Here is a 15360-nt window from a genome sequence, read left to right on the forward strand (position 1 = left end):
ATGGTCGGATCGCCGGGGTGAACGAAGAATGGCGTCACTAAAAGACATGCGGGTCCGCATCGCCTCGACCAAGGCGACGCAGAAGATCACCAAGGCCATGCAGATGGTCGCGGCCTCCAAGCTGCGCCGCGCGCAGAACGCCGCCGAAGCGGCGCGGCCCTATGCCACCAAGATGGATGCGGTGATTTCCAACATCGCCGCCGCGGCCAACGGCTCGCCCGGCGCGCCGGCGCTGCTCGCCGGCACCGGCAACGACCAGGTTCACCTGCTGCTGGTCTGCACCGGCGAGCGCGGCCTGTCCGGCGCGTTCAACTCGGCCATCGTGCGCCTGGCGCGCGAGCGGGCGAACACGCTGCTCGCGCAGGGCAAGGACGTGAAATTCTTCTGCGTCGGCCGCAAGGGCTACGAGCAGCTGCGTCGGACCTTTGAGAAGCGCATCGTCGAGCATCTCGACCTGCGTTCGGTGCGGCAGATCGGCTTCGCCAACGCCGAAGACATCGCCAACAAGGTGCTGGCGCGGTTCGAAGCCGGCGAGTTCGATGTCTGCACGCTGTTCTATTCGCGCTTCCAGTCGGTGATCGCGCAGATCCCGACCGCGCAGCAGATCATCCCGCTCGAGGTGGCTGAGCCCGCCGCGGGCACGGCACCCGCCACGTCCTACGAATACGAGCCGGAAGAGGATCAGATCCTCAGCAGCCTGCTGCCGCGCAACCTCGCGGTGCAGGTGTTCCGCGCGCTGCTCGAGAACAACGCCTCGTTCTATGGCGCGCAGATGAGCGCGATGGACAGCGCGACCCGCAATGCCGGCGAGATGATTCGCAAGCAAACCCTGATTTACAACCGAACCCGTCAGGCCCAGATCACGAAGGAGCTGATCGAGATCATCTCCGGCGCTGAGGCGGTCTAAGGCAGATTTTCGAAGGAGAACAGTCCATGGCTACAGCAGCCAACCAGATCGGTCGCGTTACCCAGGTCACGGGCGCCGTGGTCGACGTGCAGTTCGAAGGCCACCTTCCGGCGATTCTGAATGCGCTCGAGACCAAGAACGGCGGCAACCGCCTGGTGCTCGAAGTCGCTCAGCATCTCGGTGAATCGACCGTCCGCACCATCGCGATGGACATCACCGAAGGTCTGGTGCGCGGCCAGGAAGTCACCGACACCGGCGAACCGATCCGGGTACCGGTCGGCGAAGGCACGCTCGGCCGCATCATCAACGTCATCGGCGAGCCGATCGACGAAGCCGGCCCGATCAAGGCCGACGGCGTGCGCGCCATCCACCAGGAAGCGCCGACCTACACCGATCAGTCGACCGAAGCGGAAATCCTCGTCACCGGCATCAAGGTCGTCGACCTTCTCGCGCCGTACGCCAAGGGCGGCAAGATCGGCCTGTTCGGCGGCGCCGGCGTCGGCAAGACCGTGCTGATTCAGGAGCTGATCAACAACGTCGCGAAGGCGCACGGCGGTTACTCCGTGTTCGCCGGCGTCGGCGAGCGTACCCGTGAGGGCAACGACCTCTATCACGAGTTCATCGAATCCAAGGTCAACGCCGATCCGCACAATCCGGATCCGAGCGTGAAGTCGAAGTGCGCGCTGGTGTTCGGCCAGATGAACGAGCCGCCGGGCGCCCGCGCCCGCGTCGGCCTGACCGGTCTGACCGTCGCCGAGCACTTCCGCGACCAGGGCCAGGACGTGCTGTTCTTCGTCGACAACATCTTCCGCTTTACCCAGGCGGGTTCGGAAGTGTCGGCGCTGCTCGGCCGTATTCCTTCGGCGGTGGGTTACCAGCCGACGCTCGCGACCGACATGGGCGCGCTGCAGGAACGCATCACCACCACCCAGAAGGGCTCGATCACCTCGGTGCAGGCGATCTACGTGCCGGCCGACGACTTGACCGACCCGGCGCCCGCCACCTCGTTCGCGCACTTGGACGCCACCACGGTGCTGTCGCGCGCGATCTCGGAAAAGGGCATCTATCCGGCGGTGGACCCGCTGGACTCGACCTCGCGCATGCTGTCGGCGCTGGTGGTCGGTGAAGAGCACTACAACACCGCGCGTCTCGTCCAGCAGATCCTCCAGCGCTACAAGTCGCTGCAGGACATCATCGCCATTCTCGGCATGGACGAACTGTCGGAAGAGGACAAGCTGACGGTTGCCCGCGCCCGCAAGGTCGAGCGCTTCCTGTCGCAGCCGTTCCACGTCGCCGAAATCTTCACCGGCTCGCCGGGCAAGTTCGTCGACCTCGCCGACACCATCAAGGGCTTCCGCGATCTCTGCCAGGGCAAGTACGACCACCTGCCGGAAGCGGCGTTCTACATGGTCGGCACCATCGAAGAAGCCGTCGAGAAGGGCAAGAAGCTCGCCGCCGAGGCGGCCTAAGCTTCGAGATGTCGTCATCGCCGGATTTGATCCGGCGATCCATCGCACGAGAAGTAGTTTGACTGATGGACCCGTGGGTCGAGCCCGCGGGTGACAGCGCAAAGAACGGAAAGACCATGGCCACCTTCCACTTCGATCTCGTCTCTCCCGAAAAGCTCGCCTTCTCCGGCGAGGTTGATCAGGTTGACGTTCCCGGCGTGGAGGGTGATTTCGGCGTGCTCGCCGGCCACGCTCCCGTCGTCGCCACCGTGCGTCCGGGTATCCTGACGATCACGGCCGCCGGCAAGAAGGAGAAGGTCATCGTGCTCGGCGGTCTCGCCGAGGTGTCGGACAAGGGCCTCACCGTGCTCGCCGACGTCGCGACGGCGCTGGCGGATCTCGATCGCGCGAAGTTTGCCGAGACCATCGCCGAGATGCAGGAAAAGCTCTCCGAGCACGAGGGCTCCGAGCTCGACAATGCGATCGAGCGACTCGACCACTTCAAGGGCATCCAGCACGAGCTCAACGCGACCGCTATGCACTGAGGCGCGGTTGCCGACCCGCGATCGCGCCATTGCGCCGGGTGAGCCGGCCACCTTGTGAAATCGCTCACACTTTTCCAGTCATCGTCCGTCAGGACTTGAGCCAAGCAACGCTCGCCGTGCACCGGCCGGCGATCAATGCTTATTGCGCGTGAACGCGTCTGGCGGCATTCTCCCCGGCATATTCGGATTCCGGGGCCGGTGCTCATGAAGCGCAAGATCGCGGCGATCTTCGCGGCCGATATTGCAGGCTATAGTCAACTGGTTGCCGAAGATGAGGAGAGACGCTGCGGCGGCTCCCTATCGACAGGTCACCGACGACTTCATTGCAAAGGGCGGCGGCCGCATCTTCAACACCGCAGGCGATGCGGTGCTCGCCGAACTTCCCAGCGGTCGGCCCGAACTGAAATGGTCCGGAAAATGCTACGCGGTGAGCCGCACCGGAAAATGTGAAGCAGCTTACAGCTGGGAGCGCGCACACATGACAAGCTGCCGCAAAACGACGAACCGACTCGATCGGGGCGCGCTTCCACTTTGGACGTAATGGACAAGATTCCGTGCTGACCTTCTCCACCGATGGGCTCCGCCCGCAGGACCGTTTCGAGCACTGGTGCGATGTGCGCGGTAAGAGCCTGTTCGGGGTCACGATCGAGCTCGAGCGCGACAAGCGGCCTGATTTCCGCGGGCACTTTTCCGCGACGCCGGTGGGCGGTGCCGTGCTGGCGGAAATGTCGGCGTCCTCCTATCGGGTCAGCCGGACCTCAACCGACATCGCGCGCGTCCCGAGCAACAGCCTACAACTGGCGTGGCAGGTGCGCGGCCCCGGCCATCTGAACATCGGCCGCGATCGGGTTCACTTCGTGCACAACGGCGATCTGGTGTTCGGCCACTCCAATCTGCCGTATTTCTCGACGCCCGAACGGACCGATGGGTTTCATTTCTTCAGCCTCAAGATCCCGGTCTCCGAAGAGCTCGTGCTCGGTGCGCGAGTTGAGGATGCGCCGCCCGTCGCGCTGGCGCGCGATGCGAGCCTGACCCGGCTGGTCGGCGCCATGTTCCGCGCCATGACCCGCGATCCTGCGCGAACCGGGCAGTTCGCCGACGAAGTCACGCACATGGTTCGCCTGGCGCTGCTCGCACGCGGGCGCCTGCGGCCGCGACAGGATGAAATCCGTGCCGCGCTACATGCCGGCTACCTCCATGCCGCGCGCGAAATCCTGCTGCGCGACCTGCATCGCGCCTCGCTCACGCCGGCTGCGGTCGCCACCGAGCTCGGCATTTCGCTGCGGCAATTGCATGCGCTGTTCGAGCCGACCGGCCTGTCATTGGCGCGAACGCTGACGGCGGCGAGGTTGCAGGAGGCGAGGCGCCTGCTCTACGTCATGAAGGAACGCGGCATCGACGAGATCGCGTTCGCGTGCGGCTTCGACAGCATCGCGACGTTCTATCGCACCTTCCGTGCAACCTACGGCATCACGCCGGGTGATGCGCGGCGCGCACCGCCGCCGGATCGGGATGACGTTTCTTCGAATCGTCACCCCGCCCTGGCTCTTTGATTCGAGCATGGTCTGCGCGCAAACGCCTTGCGTCTGTCGCGGGGGAAAACCGCTACACGCTTCTCCGGACCATGCTCAGTTTAGCCGGCGAATTCGGCGAACCGGATCGCGACCGCGCGGTAGACGTCGCGGCGGAACGGCACCACGAGGTCGGCGACGCGGTCGAGGCGCTCCCAGCGCCATTGATCGAATTCCGCAGGCTGGCCGTTGCGCGGCGTCAGGGGATCGATCTCCTCGTCGCGTCCGGTGAAACGCAGCGCAAACCATTTCTGCCGCTGGCCGCGGAATTTGGCGAGCCGATGCGATGCCGGCCCGTCATAGGCAGGGAATTCGTAGGTCATCCAGTCGGTCTCGCCGAGATAGTGGGCGCTGACCGCCCCGGTCTCTTCCCACAATTCGCGCATCACGGCCTGGCGCGGATCCTCGCCCGCGTCGATGCCACCCTGCGGCATCTGCCATTCGAGGCCGGGCAGCACGATCTCCGGACCATCGTCCTTGATCCGGTGGCCGATCAGCACGCGTCCAGCCGCGTTGAACAGCGCGATGCCCACATTGGGGCGATAAGGCTTATCCGATGACATCTCGATAGCTGCGTCGCGCGTTGATTGGGCCGATCGCCCGGCCACCTACTTCGCCGCCAGGCCGGCGAATTCCTTCACGACGCGCTCATAGACCGGGCGCTTGAACGGCACAATCAGCTCCGGCAAATTCTTCATCGGCTCCCAGCGCCAGGTGATGAACTCGGCCTTGTGGCCGCCGCCGGGGTTGGCAACGTTGATCTCGTTTTCGTCGCCGGTGAAGCGCAACGCGAACCACTTCTGCCGCTGGCCGCGATAGCGGCCCTTCCAGGCACGGCCCGCGACGGTGCGCGGGATGTCGTAGATCAGCCAGTCCGAGACCTCGCCGAGCTTCTCCACCGACTTGACGCTGGTCTCCTCATAGAGTTCGCGTCGCGCGGCCTGAAACGTATCCTCGCCGGGATCGACGCCGCCTTGCGGCATCTGCCAGACATGCGCGTCGTCGACATGTTCGATGCCGCCGGCGCGGCGCCCGATGAAGACCAGCCCGGCCGTATTCAGCAGCATGATGCCGACGCAGGTTCGATAGGGCAGGTCCTCATAACGTGCCATGCTGCCGCTACCTCGCACAGTTCCCGGCGCCGCCAGACCCGGCCCCCCGGCAAGGTCGAAAGCGGCACCAACAGATTGATCTCTAGCTCGATTTTGATTTCAGCATCGCCGTTGTCAATGGCACAAGCATGATGCCCTTGGAGTCCAGTGTCTTCAGCCAGGCGCCGAGCCGCTCGATCGAGACCGGCAGCGCCGAGGCGACGCCCACGGCCAAGCCGCGTTCCTTGGCGATGGTTTCCAGCTTGACCAGCGCGCGGTCGATTTCTGCCGACGTCGGAACGGCGTCGATGGCGAAATCGGCCTTGGCGAACGGCAGCGACTGGCCGGCGGAGAGGTTTTGCGCCACGCTGCGCGGGGTGGAACCGTCGTCGAACCAGCTCAGGCCGCGCTTGGCCGCTTCGCGCACGATCGGCTGCATCACGGGATCGGTCGCAACGAACCGGGCCCCCATGAAATTGGCGATCCCGGCATAGCCCTGCAGGCGGCTGAGGTGCCAATAGAGCCGGTCGAGATTCTGTTCGCCGCTCAGCGTGGTCAGCAGGGTCTGTGGGCCCGGATCATTGTCGGGATAGTCGAACGGCTCCATCGGGATCTGCAGCAGGATCTCATGGCGCTGCGAGCGGGCGCGTTCAGCGAGCTTGCCGGGGTCGGCGCCGTAGGGCGTGAAGGCCAGCGTCACGGCCGGCGGCAGCTTCATGATGGCATCAGCGGTCTTGGCGGCGCCAACGCCGAGCCCGGCGACCACGATGGCGACCACCGGCATGCGGGCCGCCTTGGCGCGGTCGGCCTCGGCCGCATAGACGGTGAACGGCTTCAGGCCGTCGGCGACCACCGGGATCATGCCATAGCGCGACTTTTCCAGCAGGCGCGGGTCGATTCCGGTCATCGCGAGCGGGGCCGCATCGCCTTCCATCGACTTTTCGGCCGGATCGCCGGCGCCGATCACGACGTCCTGACGCTTGCCGCTGGAGCCGTCGATGATGGTGACCGTCCTGGCGTCATTCTTGGCGTCGCCGGCCACGGCCGGTGCCTTGGCGGCGGATTTGACGGCCGGCTCGGCCGGGGCGTGCTTGTCGTCGGCGGCCGCGGGTGGAGGATTACGGAGGGTGATGCGGGCCATCGGCTCGCCGCCGAGCGGGTTGTCGTTGAACAGCGCAACGCCAACGAAACCGACCAGCACGAGTCCCAGCAGCACGGCGAGCGCCTGCATCGCCGTGAATGGCAGGCGGAAACGGCGCGTCCTGCCCACGGTCTTCTGCCCAAGCGGCGTGCTCAGTTCGTCGGCCGCCTCTGCCATGACCCTCCCCGAATCAACAGTGCGAACGATAGCACGATGCGGTGCATTCCCGCGCGCCGGCCTCCCCGGCAAAGCACGGACGGTGGTGGATGCCGAAAGCAGAAAGGGCGGCCCGAGGGCCGCCCTTTTCGCCAGATCGATTGGGATCGGATCAGTTCGAGGACTTGTTGGCCGGCTTGTCGGCGGCGGCCTTGTCGCCGGGCGCCTTGTCACCGGACGGGGCGGCGGGCGCCGGCGTGGTGTTCGCGGTCGACTTGATGCCATGCAGCAGATCGTCGGCCATCTTCAGCGCCTTGTCGTCCTTGGCGTCCGGTGGGACGTAGGACTGCGAACCGGTCTTCTCGTCGCCGTCGTTCTTCAGATGGCCGCGCAGCGAGGCTTCGCCCTTGGTGTCGGTGCGCGCCTTCAGCTCTTCCGGCACGTCCTGCAGCACCTCGATGTCGGGCACGATGCCCTTGGCCTGGATCGATTTGCCCGATGGCGTGTAGTAGCGCGCGGTGGTCAGGCGCAGCGCGCCGTTGCCCGAACCGAGCGGGATGATGGTCTGCACCGAGCCCTTGCCGAACGAGCGGGTGCCGACCAGCGTCGCCCGCTTGTGGTCCTGCAACGCGCCGGCGACGATTTCCGAGGCCGAGGCCGAGCCGCCGTTGATCAGCACGATGACCGGCTTGCCCTTGGTCAGGTCGCCCGGATGCGCCGCGCGGCGCTGGGTTTCCTCGGCATTGCGGCCGCGGGTCGAGACGATCTCGCCGCGCTCGAGGAACGAATCGGACACCGTGACCGCTTCTTCCAGCAAGCCGCCGGGATTGTTTCTGAGGTCGATGATGTAGCCCTTCAGCTTGTCGCCGATCTGGCCCTGCAGATTGGCAACCTCCTTCTTCAGGCCTTCGGTGGTCTGCTCGTTGAAGGTGGTGATGCGGATATAGGCGATGTCGTCGGCCTCGACGCGCGCGCGCACCGAGCGGACGCGGATGTTGTCGCGCACCAGCGTGACGTCGATCGGATTGTCCTGGCCCTTGCGGATGATCTTGAGCTTGATCTTGGTGTTGACCGGACCGCGCATCTTCTCGACGGCCTGGTTCAGCGTCAGGCCCTGCACCGCCTCGTCGTCGAGCGTGGTGATGATGTCGTTGGCCATGATGCCGGCCTTCGAGGCCGGGGTGTCGTCGATCGGCGAGACGACCTTGATCAGTCCGTCTTCCATCGTGACTTCGATGCCGAGGCCGCCGAACTCGCCGCGGGTCTGCACCTGCATGTCGCGGAAGCTCTTGGCGTCCATGTAGCTCGAATGCGGATCGAGGCCGGACAGCATGCCGGAGATCGCGGATTCGACCAGCTTCGAATCATCCGGCTTCTCGACATAGTCGCTGCGCACACGTTCAAAGACATCGCCGAACAGATTGAGCTGGCGGTAGGTGTCCGACGTCGCGGCCCGCGCGCTCGATCCCATCAGCACAGCGCGGGGCTGCGTGACGAAAAGCGTGAGGGCCGCGCCGGTGGCGGCGCTAAGGAGAATTACCGAAGTCTTGCGCATCATCCGCGAACCTTTTCGCCTTCATTTGTGGCCCACCATGGACCTGGATCGATTGGAGTGCCGTCTTTCCGGAACTCGACATAGAGCACTGGCTGGCTCGCATTGGTCGCGAGAATGGATGCAACCTGGGACGTCGACCCCATGGTCGCAACCGGCTCCCCCGTAAGTACAAACTGGCCGATGTTTACCGAAATACGCTCCATCCCGGCGATCAGGACATGATACCCGCCCCCGGCATTGAGGATCAAGAGTTGTCCATAGCTGCGGAAAGGACCCGCGTAAACAACCCAGCCGTCACACGGGGTTGTGACCTGCGCGCCCGGTTTGGCTGCCAAAGAAATGCCTTTTTGTACGCCCCCCGCGCCGTCGGAACCGCCAAATTCGCGAATCTTGGTGCCATTCACCGGATAGGCGAACAGGCCTTTGGCCGAGGCGAAGGCGACCGCCGGGCTCATGCGCGCCGGGTCCTTGAGCGCCCCGAGATTGGGTTTACCATTAACGGTCGCCGGCGCCCCCTGGAGGCTGGCCGTGGCGGCCGCCTTGGCCGCGCTCTTCAGATCCTGCTCCATCTTGGCGATCAGGCTCTGCAGATTGTCGGCCTGCTTCGACAGCGCGATGGCGCGGGCGCCTTCGGTCTCCATGTCCTTTTCGGCCGCGCTCTGCTGCCGCTGCCGTTCGTCGACCAGCGCCGCCAGGCGGGTCTGGTCTTCCCTGAGCTTGTCGCGGTCGGCCGCCAGCGCATCGCGCTCGGTCGAGATGGTCTTGCGCAGCGCGACCAGTTCGCCGAGGTCGGCGGCAAGCTTCTCGGCGCGGACGCGCAATTCCGGCACCACGGCGCCGAGCAGCATCGCGGTGCGCAGCGATTGCAGCGCGTCCTCGGGCCGCACCAGCAGCGCCGGCGGGGTCCGCCGTCCGGCGCGCTGCAACGCCGCCAGCACCTCGATCACCTCGGAGCGGCGTGAATCCAGCGAGCCGCGGATTTCGCGCTCGCGGCCGTCGAGCGGTTGCAGGCGGGCTTCGGCGTCGGCGATCCGTGTCTCGACGCCGCGCACCTGGCCGGCAATGTCGATCAGCTGCTGGTTGAGCTTGCTGCGGTCCTGGCCGATCGCGGCGATGTCGGCCTTCAGCTTCTCCTGCAACTCGGTCGCCTTGCGCTGCTGCTCGCGCGCGGCCTCAAGCTCCTGCTCGCGTTGCTTGATGGCGTCGGGCGAGGTCTCCGCCGTCGCGGCCTGCTGTGCCGGCGGTGCGGATTGTTGTGCCGGTGGTGCTGCCTGCGCATGCGCCGGAGCCAGCGGAGCAGCGGCCAACATGGCGATCGACAACGGCAGGGATGCGGTCAGCCAATGGCGGCGCGCGCTTTCGAAAACAGAATGCTGGTCCCGCTTGTGCTGCATCCGAGCTGTTCAGCGCTTTTGTCTGTCCCTCATCACGTCATGCGCGATGATAGGGATGGCCGGCCAGAATGGTCGCGGCCCGATAAATCTGTTCCAGAAGCATGACGCGGACCATTTGATGCGGCCAGGTCGCGGAGCCGAATGCAATACGCAACGAAGCCTTGCGCTGCAATTCGGGCGAAAGTCCGTCCGCACCGCCGATCACGAAGACAGTCTGCGCCAACCCCTCGTCGCGCCAGCGGCCGAGCTGCTGGGCAAAGCCTGCGCTGTCGATGCTCTTGCCGCGTTCGTCGAGGGCGACCAGCACGTGCTTGTCAGGCAGCAGCGCCGCGATCGCCGCAGCTTCTTCCGCGATGCGCGCAGCGCTGTCGCGCGCGCGGCTCTCCGCAATTTCATGAATCTCGAGGCCGCGAAAGCCGAGCTTGCGGCCGATATCCTCGAAGCGCTCGCGGTAGCGCTCCGCAAGCTCCCGTTCAGGGCCCTGTTTCAGACGGCCGATGCAGATGACGACGAGGCGCATCAACGCAGCCTAGCTGCGCTGCAGCCGATTCGCATCGGCTTCGATACCCCTTAGACCGCCGCGACCGCCGGGTTCTGAGTCCACAACCGTTCGAGGTTGTAGAACTCGCGCACCTCAGGCCTGAACACGTGCACGATCACGTCGCCGGAATCGATCAGCACCCAGTCGCAATTGGGCAAGCCCTCGACATGGATGTTCTTGACCCCGTTTTCCTTGAGGCTCTTCGTCACATTCTCCGCGATCGCGCCAACGTGCCGGTTCACCCGGCCGGTGGTGACGATCATGTAGTCGGAGTATGCGGATTTGCCCCGAAGGTCGATGGTGACCGTCTCTTCCGCCTTCATGTCCTCGAGGCGGGAGAGGATCAGGCTCAGCGTCTTGTTGGCATCCGGTTTGTCGGCGTCCGGTTGCGCCTGCAAGGCCGCGGTTTTCGTCGATGTTTTACGCGCAGTCTTTGGAACCTTGGGTAAAACAGACTTTGACAATACAGATGTGGCCAGGGACCATTCCTTTCACTGTATCGCGGGTGCCGAATCCTCGGCCCCACGCACCATACTACGCATGTGGGGTTAATGGTTTCAATATTCCAGTAACCCTTTTGCGCTTCACGCCGTTCTCCAGCTCCCGTCCGGGTTCCGGAGTCCGGTCGAAGACAGATTGGATTTCATTCCTGTCAGGAAAACCCAGGCCGGCGCCTGTTGGTCGGCCAGCCGGGTCGCCTGATTTTCGGGCATCCGATAGCGCGATAGCGCCTGCGCCGCCGGTGCGGCAAGGGCGCGGAAGCTCTGGGGCGGTCGGTCGATCACGGCAATCGGCACATCGGACGCGATGCGCCGCCAATCTTTCCAGCGATGAAATTGCGCGAGATTGTCAGCGCCCATGATCCAGACGAAGTGCACGCCGGAGACGCGGCGGCGCAAGTGGATGATCGTGTCTACAGTGTAGCGCGTGCCAATGACAGCTTCGAGACAGCTGATGTCGATGCGCGGATCGTCGGCAACGCGGCGCGCCGCGGCGGCGCGCTCGTTGAGCGCATGCAGGCCGTCATGGTTCTTCAGCGGATTGCCCGGCGTCAGCAGCCACCACACGCGATCCAACTGCAAGCGCTTGAGCGCGAACAGGCTGATCGCGCGATGCGCGGCGTGCGGCGGATTGAACGAGCCGCCAAGCAGCCCGATGCGCATGCCGTTGGTGTAGAACGGAAGCGCCTGGGCTGCGGACAACGGCACGGTGGAAGCTTGCTGCAAGGATCTACCGTGTGCGTGCGACAATGATCACGGCCGTGTCTGCCCGGTGCCGTGGACGCGGTACTTGAAGCTCGTCAGCTGCTCGGCGCCGACAGGGCCGCGGGCGTGGAATTTGCCGGTGGCAATGCCGATCTCCGCGCCGAAGCCGAACTCGCCGCCATCGGCGAACTGGGTCGAGGCGTTGTGCAGCACGATCGCCGAATCGACCTCGTTGAGGAATCGCTGCGCGGCAGCGGCATCCTCGGTCACGATCGCATCGGTGTGATGCGAGCCGTGATTCTGGATATGCGCAATCGCTTCATCGAGACCGTCGACGATCCTTGCCGAGATGATCGCGTCCTCATATTCGGTGTCCCAATCTTCGTCGGACGCGGGCTTCACCCTGGCGTCGACGCCTTGCACGGTGTCGTCGCCGCGCACCTCGCAGCCGGCGTCGATCAGCAGCTCGACCAGCGGTTTCAGCTTGGTCGCGGCCGCGTTGCGATCGATCAGCAGGGTCTCGACGGCGCCGCAGACGCCGGGACGGCGCATCTTGGCGTTCAGCACGACCGCCTTGGCCATGTCGAGCTTCGCGCTGGCATCGACATAGATGTGGTTGACGCCCTCGAGATGCGCGAACACCGGAACGCGCGCCTCGGCCTCGACGCGCCCAACCAGGCTCTTGCCGCCGCGCGGCACGATCACGTCGATGCCGCCGTTCAGTCCGGTCAGCATCAGGCCGACGGCCGCGCGGTCGCGGGTCGGCACCAGGGTGATCGCAGCCTCGGGCAGGCCGGCTTCGCGCAGGCCCTGCACCAGGCATTGATGGATCGCGCGGCAGGAGCGGAAGCTGTCGGAGCCGCCGCGCAGGATCACGGCGTTGCCCGACTTCAGGCACAGCACGCCGGCGTCGGCGGCGACGTTGGGGCGGCTTTCGAAGATCACGCCGATCACGCCGAGCGGCACGCGCACGCGCTCGATGGTCATGCCGTTCGGGCGCTGCCAGCTTTCGGTGACGGCGCCGACCGGATCGACGATCTCGCGCACGGTCGCAACGCCGTCGGCCATGCCGTCGACGCGCGCCTGTGTCAGTGTCAGGCGGTCGATGAAGGCCGAGCTCATGCCGCCCGCGCGCGCCTCGGCGACATCTTCGGCATTGGCGGCGAGAATCGCCGGCGCATTGGCGCGGATGGCGCGTTCGATCGCGGTGAGCGCCCGGTTCTTCTGCTCCGGCGGCGCCAGCGCCAGCACGCGCGCGGCGGCGCGCGCCTTGGCGGCGAGGTCGGTCATCAGGGCGGTGAGATCGGCGTTGCCGTCGATCGCCTTCAGGGGGGAGCTCATGGAAGTCCCAGCTTTGCAATAAGGCCATGTTCTAGCATGGCAATTGGGGGGTGGCGAGGCGCGGAACCGGCATGGCAGGTGGGCGGCGGCCCGCCCCGCTCGGCCAATGGCCCAGTTGGGCCTACTTGGCCGGGATCGCCCCGGCCGGGCCGATCACGAGGTCGTCGCGGTGGATCATCTCGGAGCGGCCGCTGATGCCCAGAATGGTCATCACGTCGGGCGAGGAGCGGCCCTTGATCTTCTCGGCATTCTCGGCGTCGTAGGCGACGAGGCCGCGGCCGATCTCATGGGTGTCCGGTCCGCGGACCACCACGGCATCGCCGCGGGCGAACTGGCCGTCGACCCTGACGACGCCGGCCGGCAGCAGGCTCTTGCCGGCGCGCAATGCCGCGACCGCGCCGGCATCGATGGTCAGCGTGCCCTTCGGCTCGAGCGAGCCGGCGATCCAGCGCTTGCGCGCGGTGACGGGATTGGCCGGGGTCAGGAACCAGGTGCACCGGCCGCCGTCGGCGATCGCCTGCAGGGGATGCTCGATCTTGCCGGAGGCGATCAGCATGTGGGTGCCGGCGGTGGTCGCGATCTTCGCGGCCTCGATCTTGGTGGTCATGCCGCCGCGCGACAGTTCGGAGCCGGCCGAGCCCGCCATGCCCTCGATTTCCGAGGTGATGCTCTCGACCACCGGAATCAGCTTGGCGTCGGGATCGACCGCAGGCGGCGCGGTGTAGAGGCCGTCGATGTCGGACAGCAGGATCAGAAGATCCGCGCTCGCCATGGTGGCGACGCGGGCGGCGAGGCGATCATTGTCGCCGTAGCGGATCTCGGTGGTGGCGACCGTGTCGTTCTCGTTGATCACGGGCACTGCGCCCCATTCCAGCAGCTTGGCGATGGTCGAGCGCGCGTTGAGATAGCGGCGGCGCTCCTCGGTGTCCTGCAAGGTCACCAGGATCTGCCCGGCGCCGATGCCGTGATGGCCGAGCACCTCCGACCAAATCCGCGCCAGCGCGATCTGTCCGACCGCGGCGGCAGCCTGGCTCTCCTCGAGCTTCAGCGGGCCGCGCGGCAGCTTCAGGCGGCTGCGGCCGAGCGCGATCGAGCCCGACGACACCACCATGACCTCGCAGCCGCGCTTGTGGAGCTTTGCGATGTCCTCGACCAGGGCGGCGAGCCATGATGCGCGCAATTCGCCGGCCTGCGAATCGACCAGCAGCGACGAGCCGACCTTGACGACGATGCGGCGAAAGTTCTTGAGCGCGGGGCGTTTCATGGGTTCGGTCTGGCAGGAAGGTGGAAGCAAGAGGCGCCACGAGGTGGCATGGACGTGAAGTGGCTTGGGAAGTCTGGTTGCCGCTCAGCCCTGCGGCACCGGCGTCGCCCACGGCTCCGCCTGGCCGCCCTTGGCCTTGTTGGACACCGGCGCCTCGCCGATTACGTCAACCAGCGCACGCAGCGCATCCGGCACGCCTTCGCCGGTCGCGCCTGACAGCAGCAGCGGCGTCTTCTTCGCCGCCCGCTTGAGGCGGTCCTTCTGCTTCTTCAACTCGTCGGGCGCAACCGCGTCGATCTTGTTGAGCGCGACGATCTCGATCTTGTCGGCGAGCTGGCCTGCATAGGCCTCGAGCTCGGTGCGCACGGTCTTGTAGGCCTTGCCGGCATGCTCGCAGGTTGCATCGATCAGATGCAGCAGCACGCGGCAGCGCTCGACATGGCCCAAGAAACGATCGCCGAGGCCGGCGCCCTCATGCGCGCCTTCGATCAGGCCGGGGATGTCGGCGAGCACGAATTCACGGCGCCGTAGTTCACGACGCCGAGCTGCGGATGCAGCGTGGTGAAGGGATAGTCGGCGATCTTCGGCCGCGCCGCGCTGACCACCGACAGGAAGGTCGATTTTCCGGCGTTGGGCAGGCCGACCAGGCCGGCATCGGCGATCAGCTTCAGCCGCAGCCAGATCCAGCGCTCTTCACCGGGCGCGCCGGGATTGGCATTGCGCGGCGCGCGATTGGTCGAGGATTTGAAATGCGCATTGCCGAAGCCGCCATTGCCGCCGGTCGCCAGCACGAATTTTTCGCCGAGCTCGGTGAAGTCGTGCAGCAGCGTCTCGCGGTCCTCGTCGAACACCTGGGTGCCGACCGGCACCTTCAGCACGATCGACTTGCCGTTGGCGCCATGGCGGTCCTTGCCCATGCCATTTGTGCCCTTCTGCGCCTTGAAGTGCTGCTGGTAGCGGTAGTCGATCAGCGTGTTCAGTCCGTCGACGGACTCGATGATGACGTCGCCGCCGCGGCCGCCATTGCCGCCGGACGGACCGCCGAACTCGATGAACTTCTCGCGCCGGAACGCGACGCAGCCGTTGCCGCCGTCGCCCGAGCGAATATACACCTTGGCTTCATCGAGGAATTTCATGATTTTCACTAGTTAGGGCAGGGTGGCCGCGGCGGCAACCCGGAAAGGCCCTGACTTCGGCGAAA

Annotated in this window: 14 protein-coding genes and 2 pseudogenes; 5 read left to right on the top strand and 11 right to left on the bottom strand. The window is 65.8% G+C overall.

Annotation, left to right across the window (positions count from 1 at the left end; all coding sequences use genetic code 11):
* Positions 1-28 precede the first annotated feature (28 nt).
* The 5 genes and pseudogenes from ALC15_RS30300 (at position 29) to ALC15_RS30315 (ending at position 4453) form a co-directional block, all read left to right on the top strand.
* Positions 29-907 carry a F0F1 ATP synthase subunit gamma gene (locus tag ALC15_RS30300; RefSeq protein ID WP_050630455.1) on the top strand — a complete coding sequence of 293 codons (879 nt, stop codon included), beginning with the start codon at positions 29-31 and terminating at the stop codon, positions 905-907.
* 26 nt (positions 908-933) lie between these two features.
* Positions 934-2376, top strand: coding sequence for a F0F1 ATP synthase subunit beta (gene atpD, locus ALC15_RS30305; RefSeq protein WP_050630456.1), 1443 nt, complete (start codon positions 934-936; stop codon positions 2374-2376).
* A gap of 116 nt (positions 2377-2492) precedes the next feature.
* Positions 2493-2900 carry a F0F1 ATP synthase subunit epsilon gene (locus tag ALC15_RS30310; protein WP_050630498.1) on the top strand — a complete coding sequence of 136 codons (408 nt, stop codon included), beginning with the start codon at positions 2493-2495 and terminating at the stop codon, positions 2898-2900.
* Between the two features lie 204 nt (positions 2901-3104).
* A pseudogene (locus ALC15_RS45575) lies at positions 3105-3288 on the top strand (adenylate/guanylate cyclase domain-containing protein); the annotation flags it as partial.
* Between the two features lie 166 nt (positions 3289-3454).
* Entirely contained in the window at positions 3455-4453 is a 999-nt protein-coding gene (locus ALC15_RS30315) for an AraC family transcriptional regulator (RefSeq protein ID WP_050630457.1), read from the top strand.
* Positions 4454-4533: 80 nt separating this feature from the next.
* Here ALC15_RS30315 and ALC15_RS30320 read toward each other — a convergent pair whose 3' ends face one another.
* From ALC15_RS30320 to obgE, 11 genes and pseudogenes are all read right to left on the bottom strand, one after another.
* A complete protein-coding gene (locus ALC15_RS30320) occupies positions 4534-5034 on the bottom strand; it encodes an RNA pyrophosphohydrolase (RefSeq protein WP_050630458.1) in 501 nt (166 codons plus the stop codon).
* A 45-nt stretch (positions 5035-5079) separates the two neighbouring features.
* On the bottom strand, positions 5080-5583 hold the full coding sequence (locus ALC15_RS30325) for an RNA pyrophosphohydrolase (protein ID WP_050424263.1): 504 nt from the start codon (positions 5581-5583) through the stop codon (positions 5080-5082).
* An 82-nt stretch (positions 5584-5665) separates the two neighbouring features.
* Positions 5666-6880: a divergent polysaccharide deacetylase family protein gene (locus ALC15_RS30330; RefSeq protein ID WP_050630459.1), complete on the bottom strand. Its 1215-nt coding sequence runs from the start codon at positions 6878-6880 to the stop codon at positions 5666-5668.
* Positions 6881-7031: 151 nt separating this feature from the next.
* Positions 7032-8417: a S41 family peptidase gene (locus ALC15_RS30335; protein ID WP_050630460.1), complete on the bottom strand. Its 1386-nt coding sequence runs from the start codon at positions 8415-8417 to the stop codon at positions 7032-7034.
* Positions 8414-9808, bottom strand: a complete 1395-nt coding sequence (locus ALC15_RS30340; RefSeq protein ID WP_050630461.1) for a murein hydrolase activator EnvC family protein — start codon at positions 9806-9808, stop codon at positions 8414-8416. Before ALC15_RS30340 ends, ALC15_RS30335 begins: the two co-directional genes overlap by 4 nt.
* Positions 9809-9845: 37 nt before the next feature.
* On the bottom strand, positions 9846-10328 hold the full coding sequence (gene rlmH, locus ALC15_RS30345; protein ID WP_050630462.1) for a 23S rRNA (pseudouridine(1915)-N(3))-methyltransferase RlmH: 483 nt from the start codon (positions 10326-10328) through the stop codon (positions 9846-9848).
* Positions 10329-10378: 50 nt separating this feature from the next.
* Positions 10379-10747 (bottom strand): ribosome silencing factor, encoded by a 369-nt coding sequence (rsfS, locus tag ALC15_RS30350; RefSeq protein ID WP_050630463.1) that lies wholly within the window; start codon positions 10745-10747, stop codon positions 10379-10381.
* Between the two features lie 186 nt (positions 10748-10933).
* The gene (locus ALC15_RS30355; protein ID WP_050630499.1) at positions 10934-11557 is read right to left on the bottom strand and encodes a nicotinate-nucleotide adenylyltransferase; all 624 of its coding nucleotides are present in this window, start codon (positions 11555-11557) and stop codon (positions 10934-10936) included.
* A gap of 45 nt (positions 11558-11602) precedes the next feature.
* Positions 11603-12895, bottom strand: a complete 1293-nt coding sequence (locus tag ALC15_RS30360) for a glutamate-5-semialdehyde dehydrogenase (protein ID WP_050630464.1) — start codon at positions 12893-12895, stop codon at positions 11603-11605.
* Between the two features lie 121 nt (positions 12896-13016).
* A complete protein-coding gene (gene proB, locus ALC15_RS30365; protein WP_050630465.1) occupies positions 13017-14159 on the bottom strand; it encodes a glutamate 5-kinase in 1143 nt (380 codons plus the stop codon).
* A gap of 84 nt (positions 14160-14243) precedes the next feature.
* Positions 14244-15295: pseudogene (gene obgE / locus ALC15_RS30370) on the bottom strand (GTPase ObgE).
* Positions 15296-15360 lie beyond the last annotated feature (65 nt).

Source organism: Bradyrhizobium viridifuturi, from assembly GCF_001238275.1.
GTDB classification, from domain to species: domain Bacteria; phylum Pseudomonadota; class Alphaproteobacteria; order Rhizobiales; family Xanthobacteraceae; genus Bradyrhizobium; species Bradyrhizobium viridifuturi.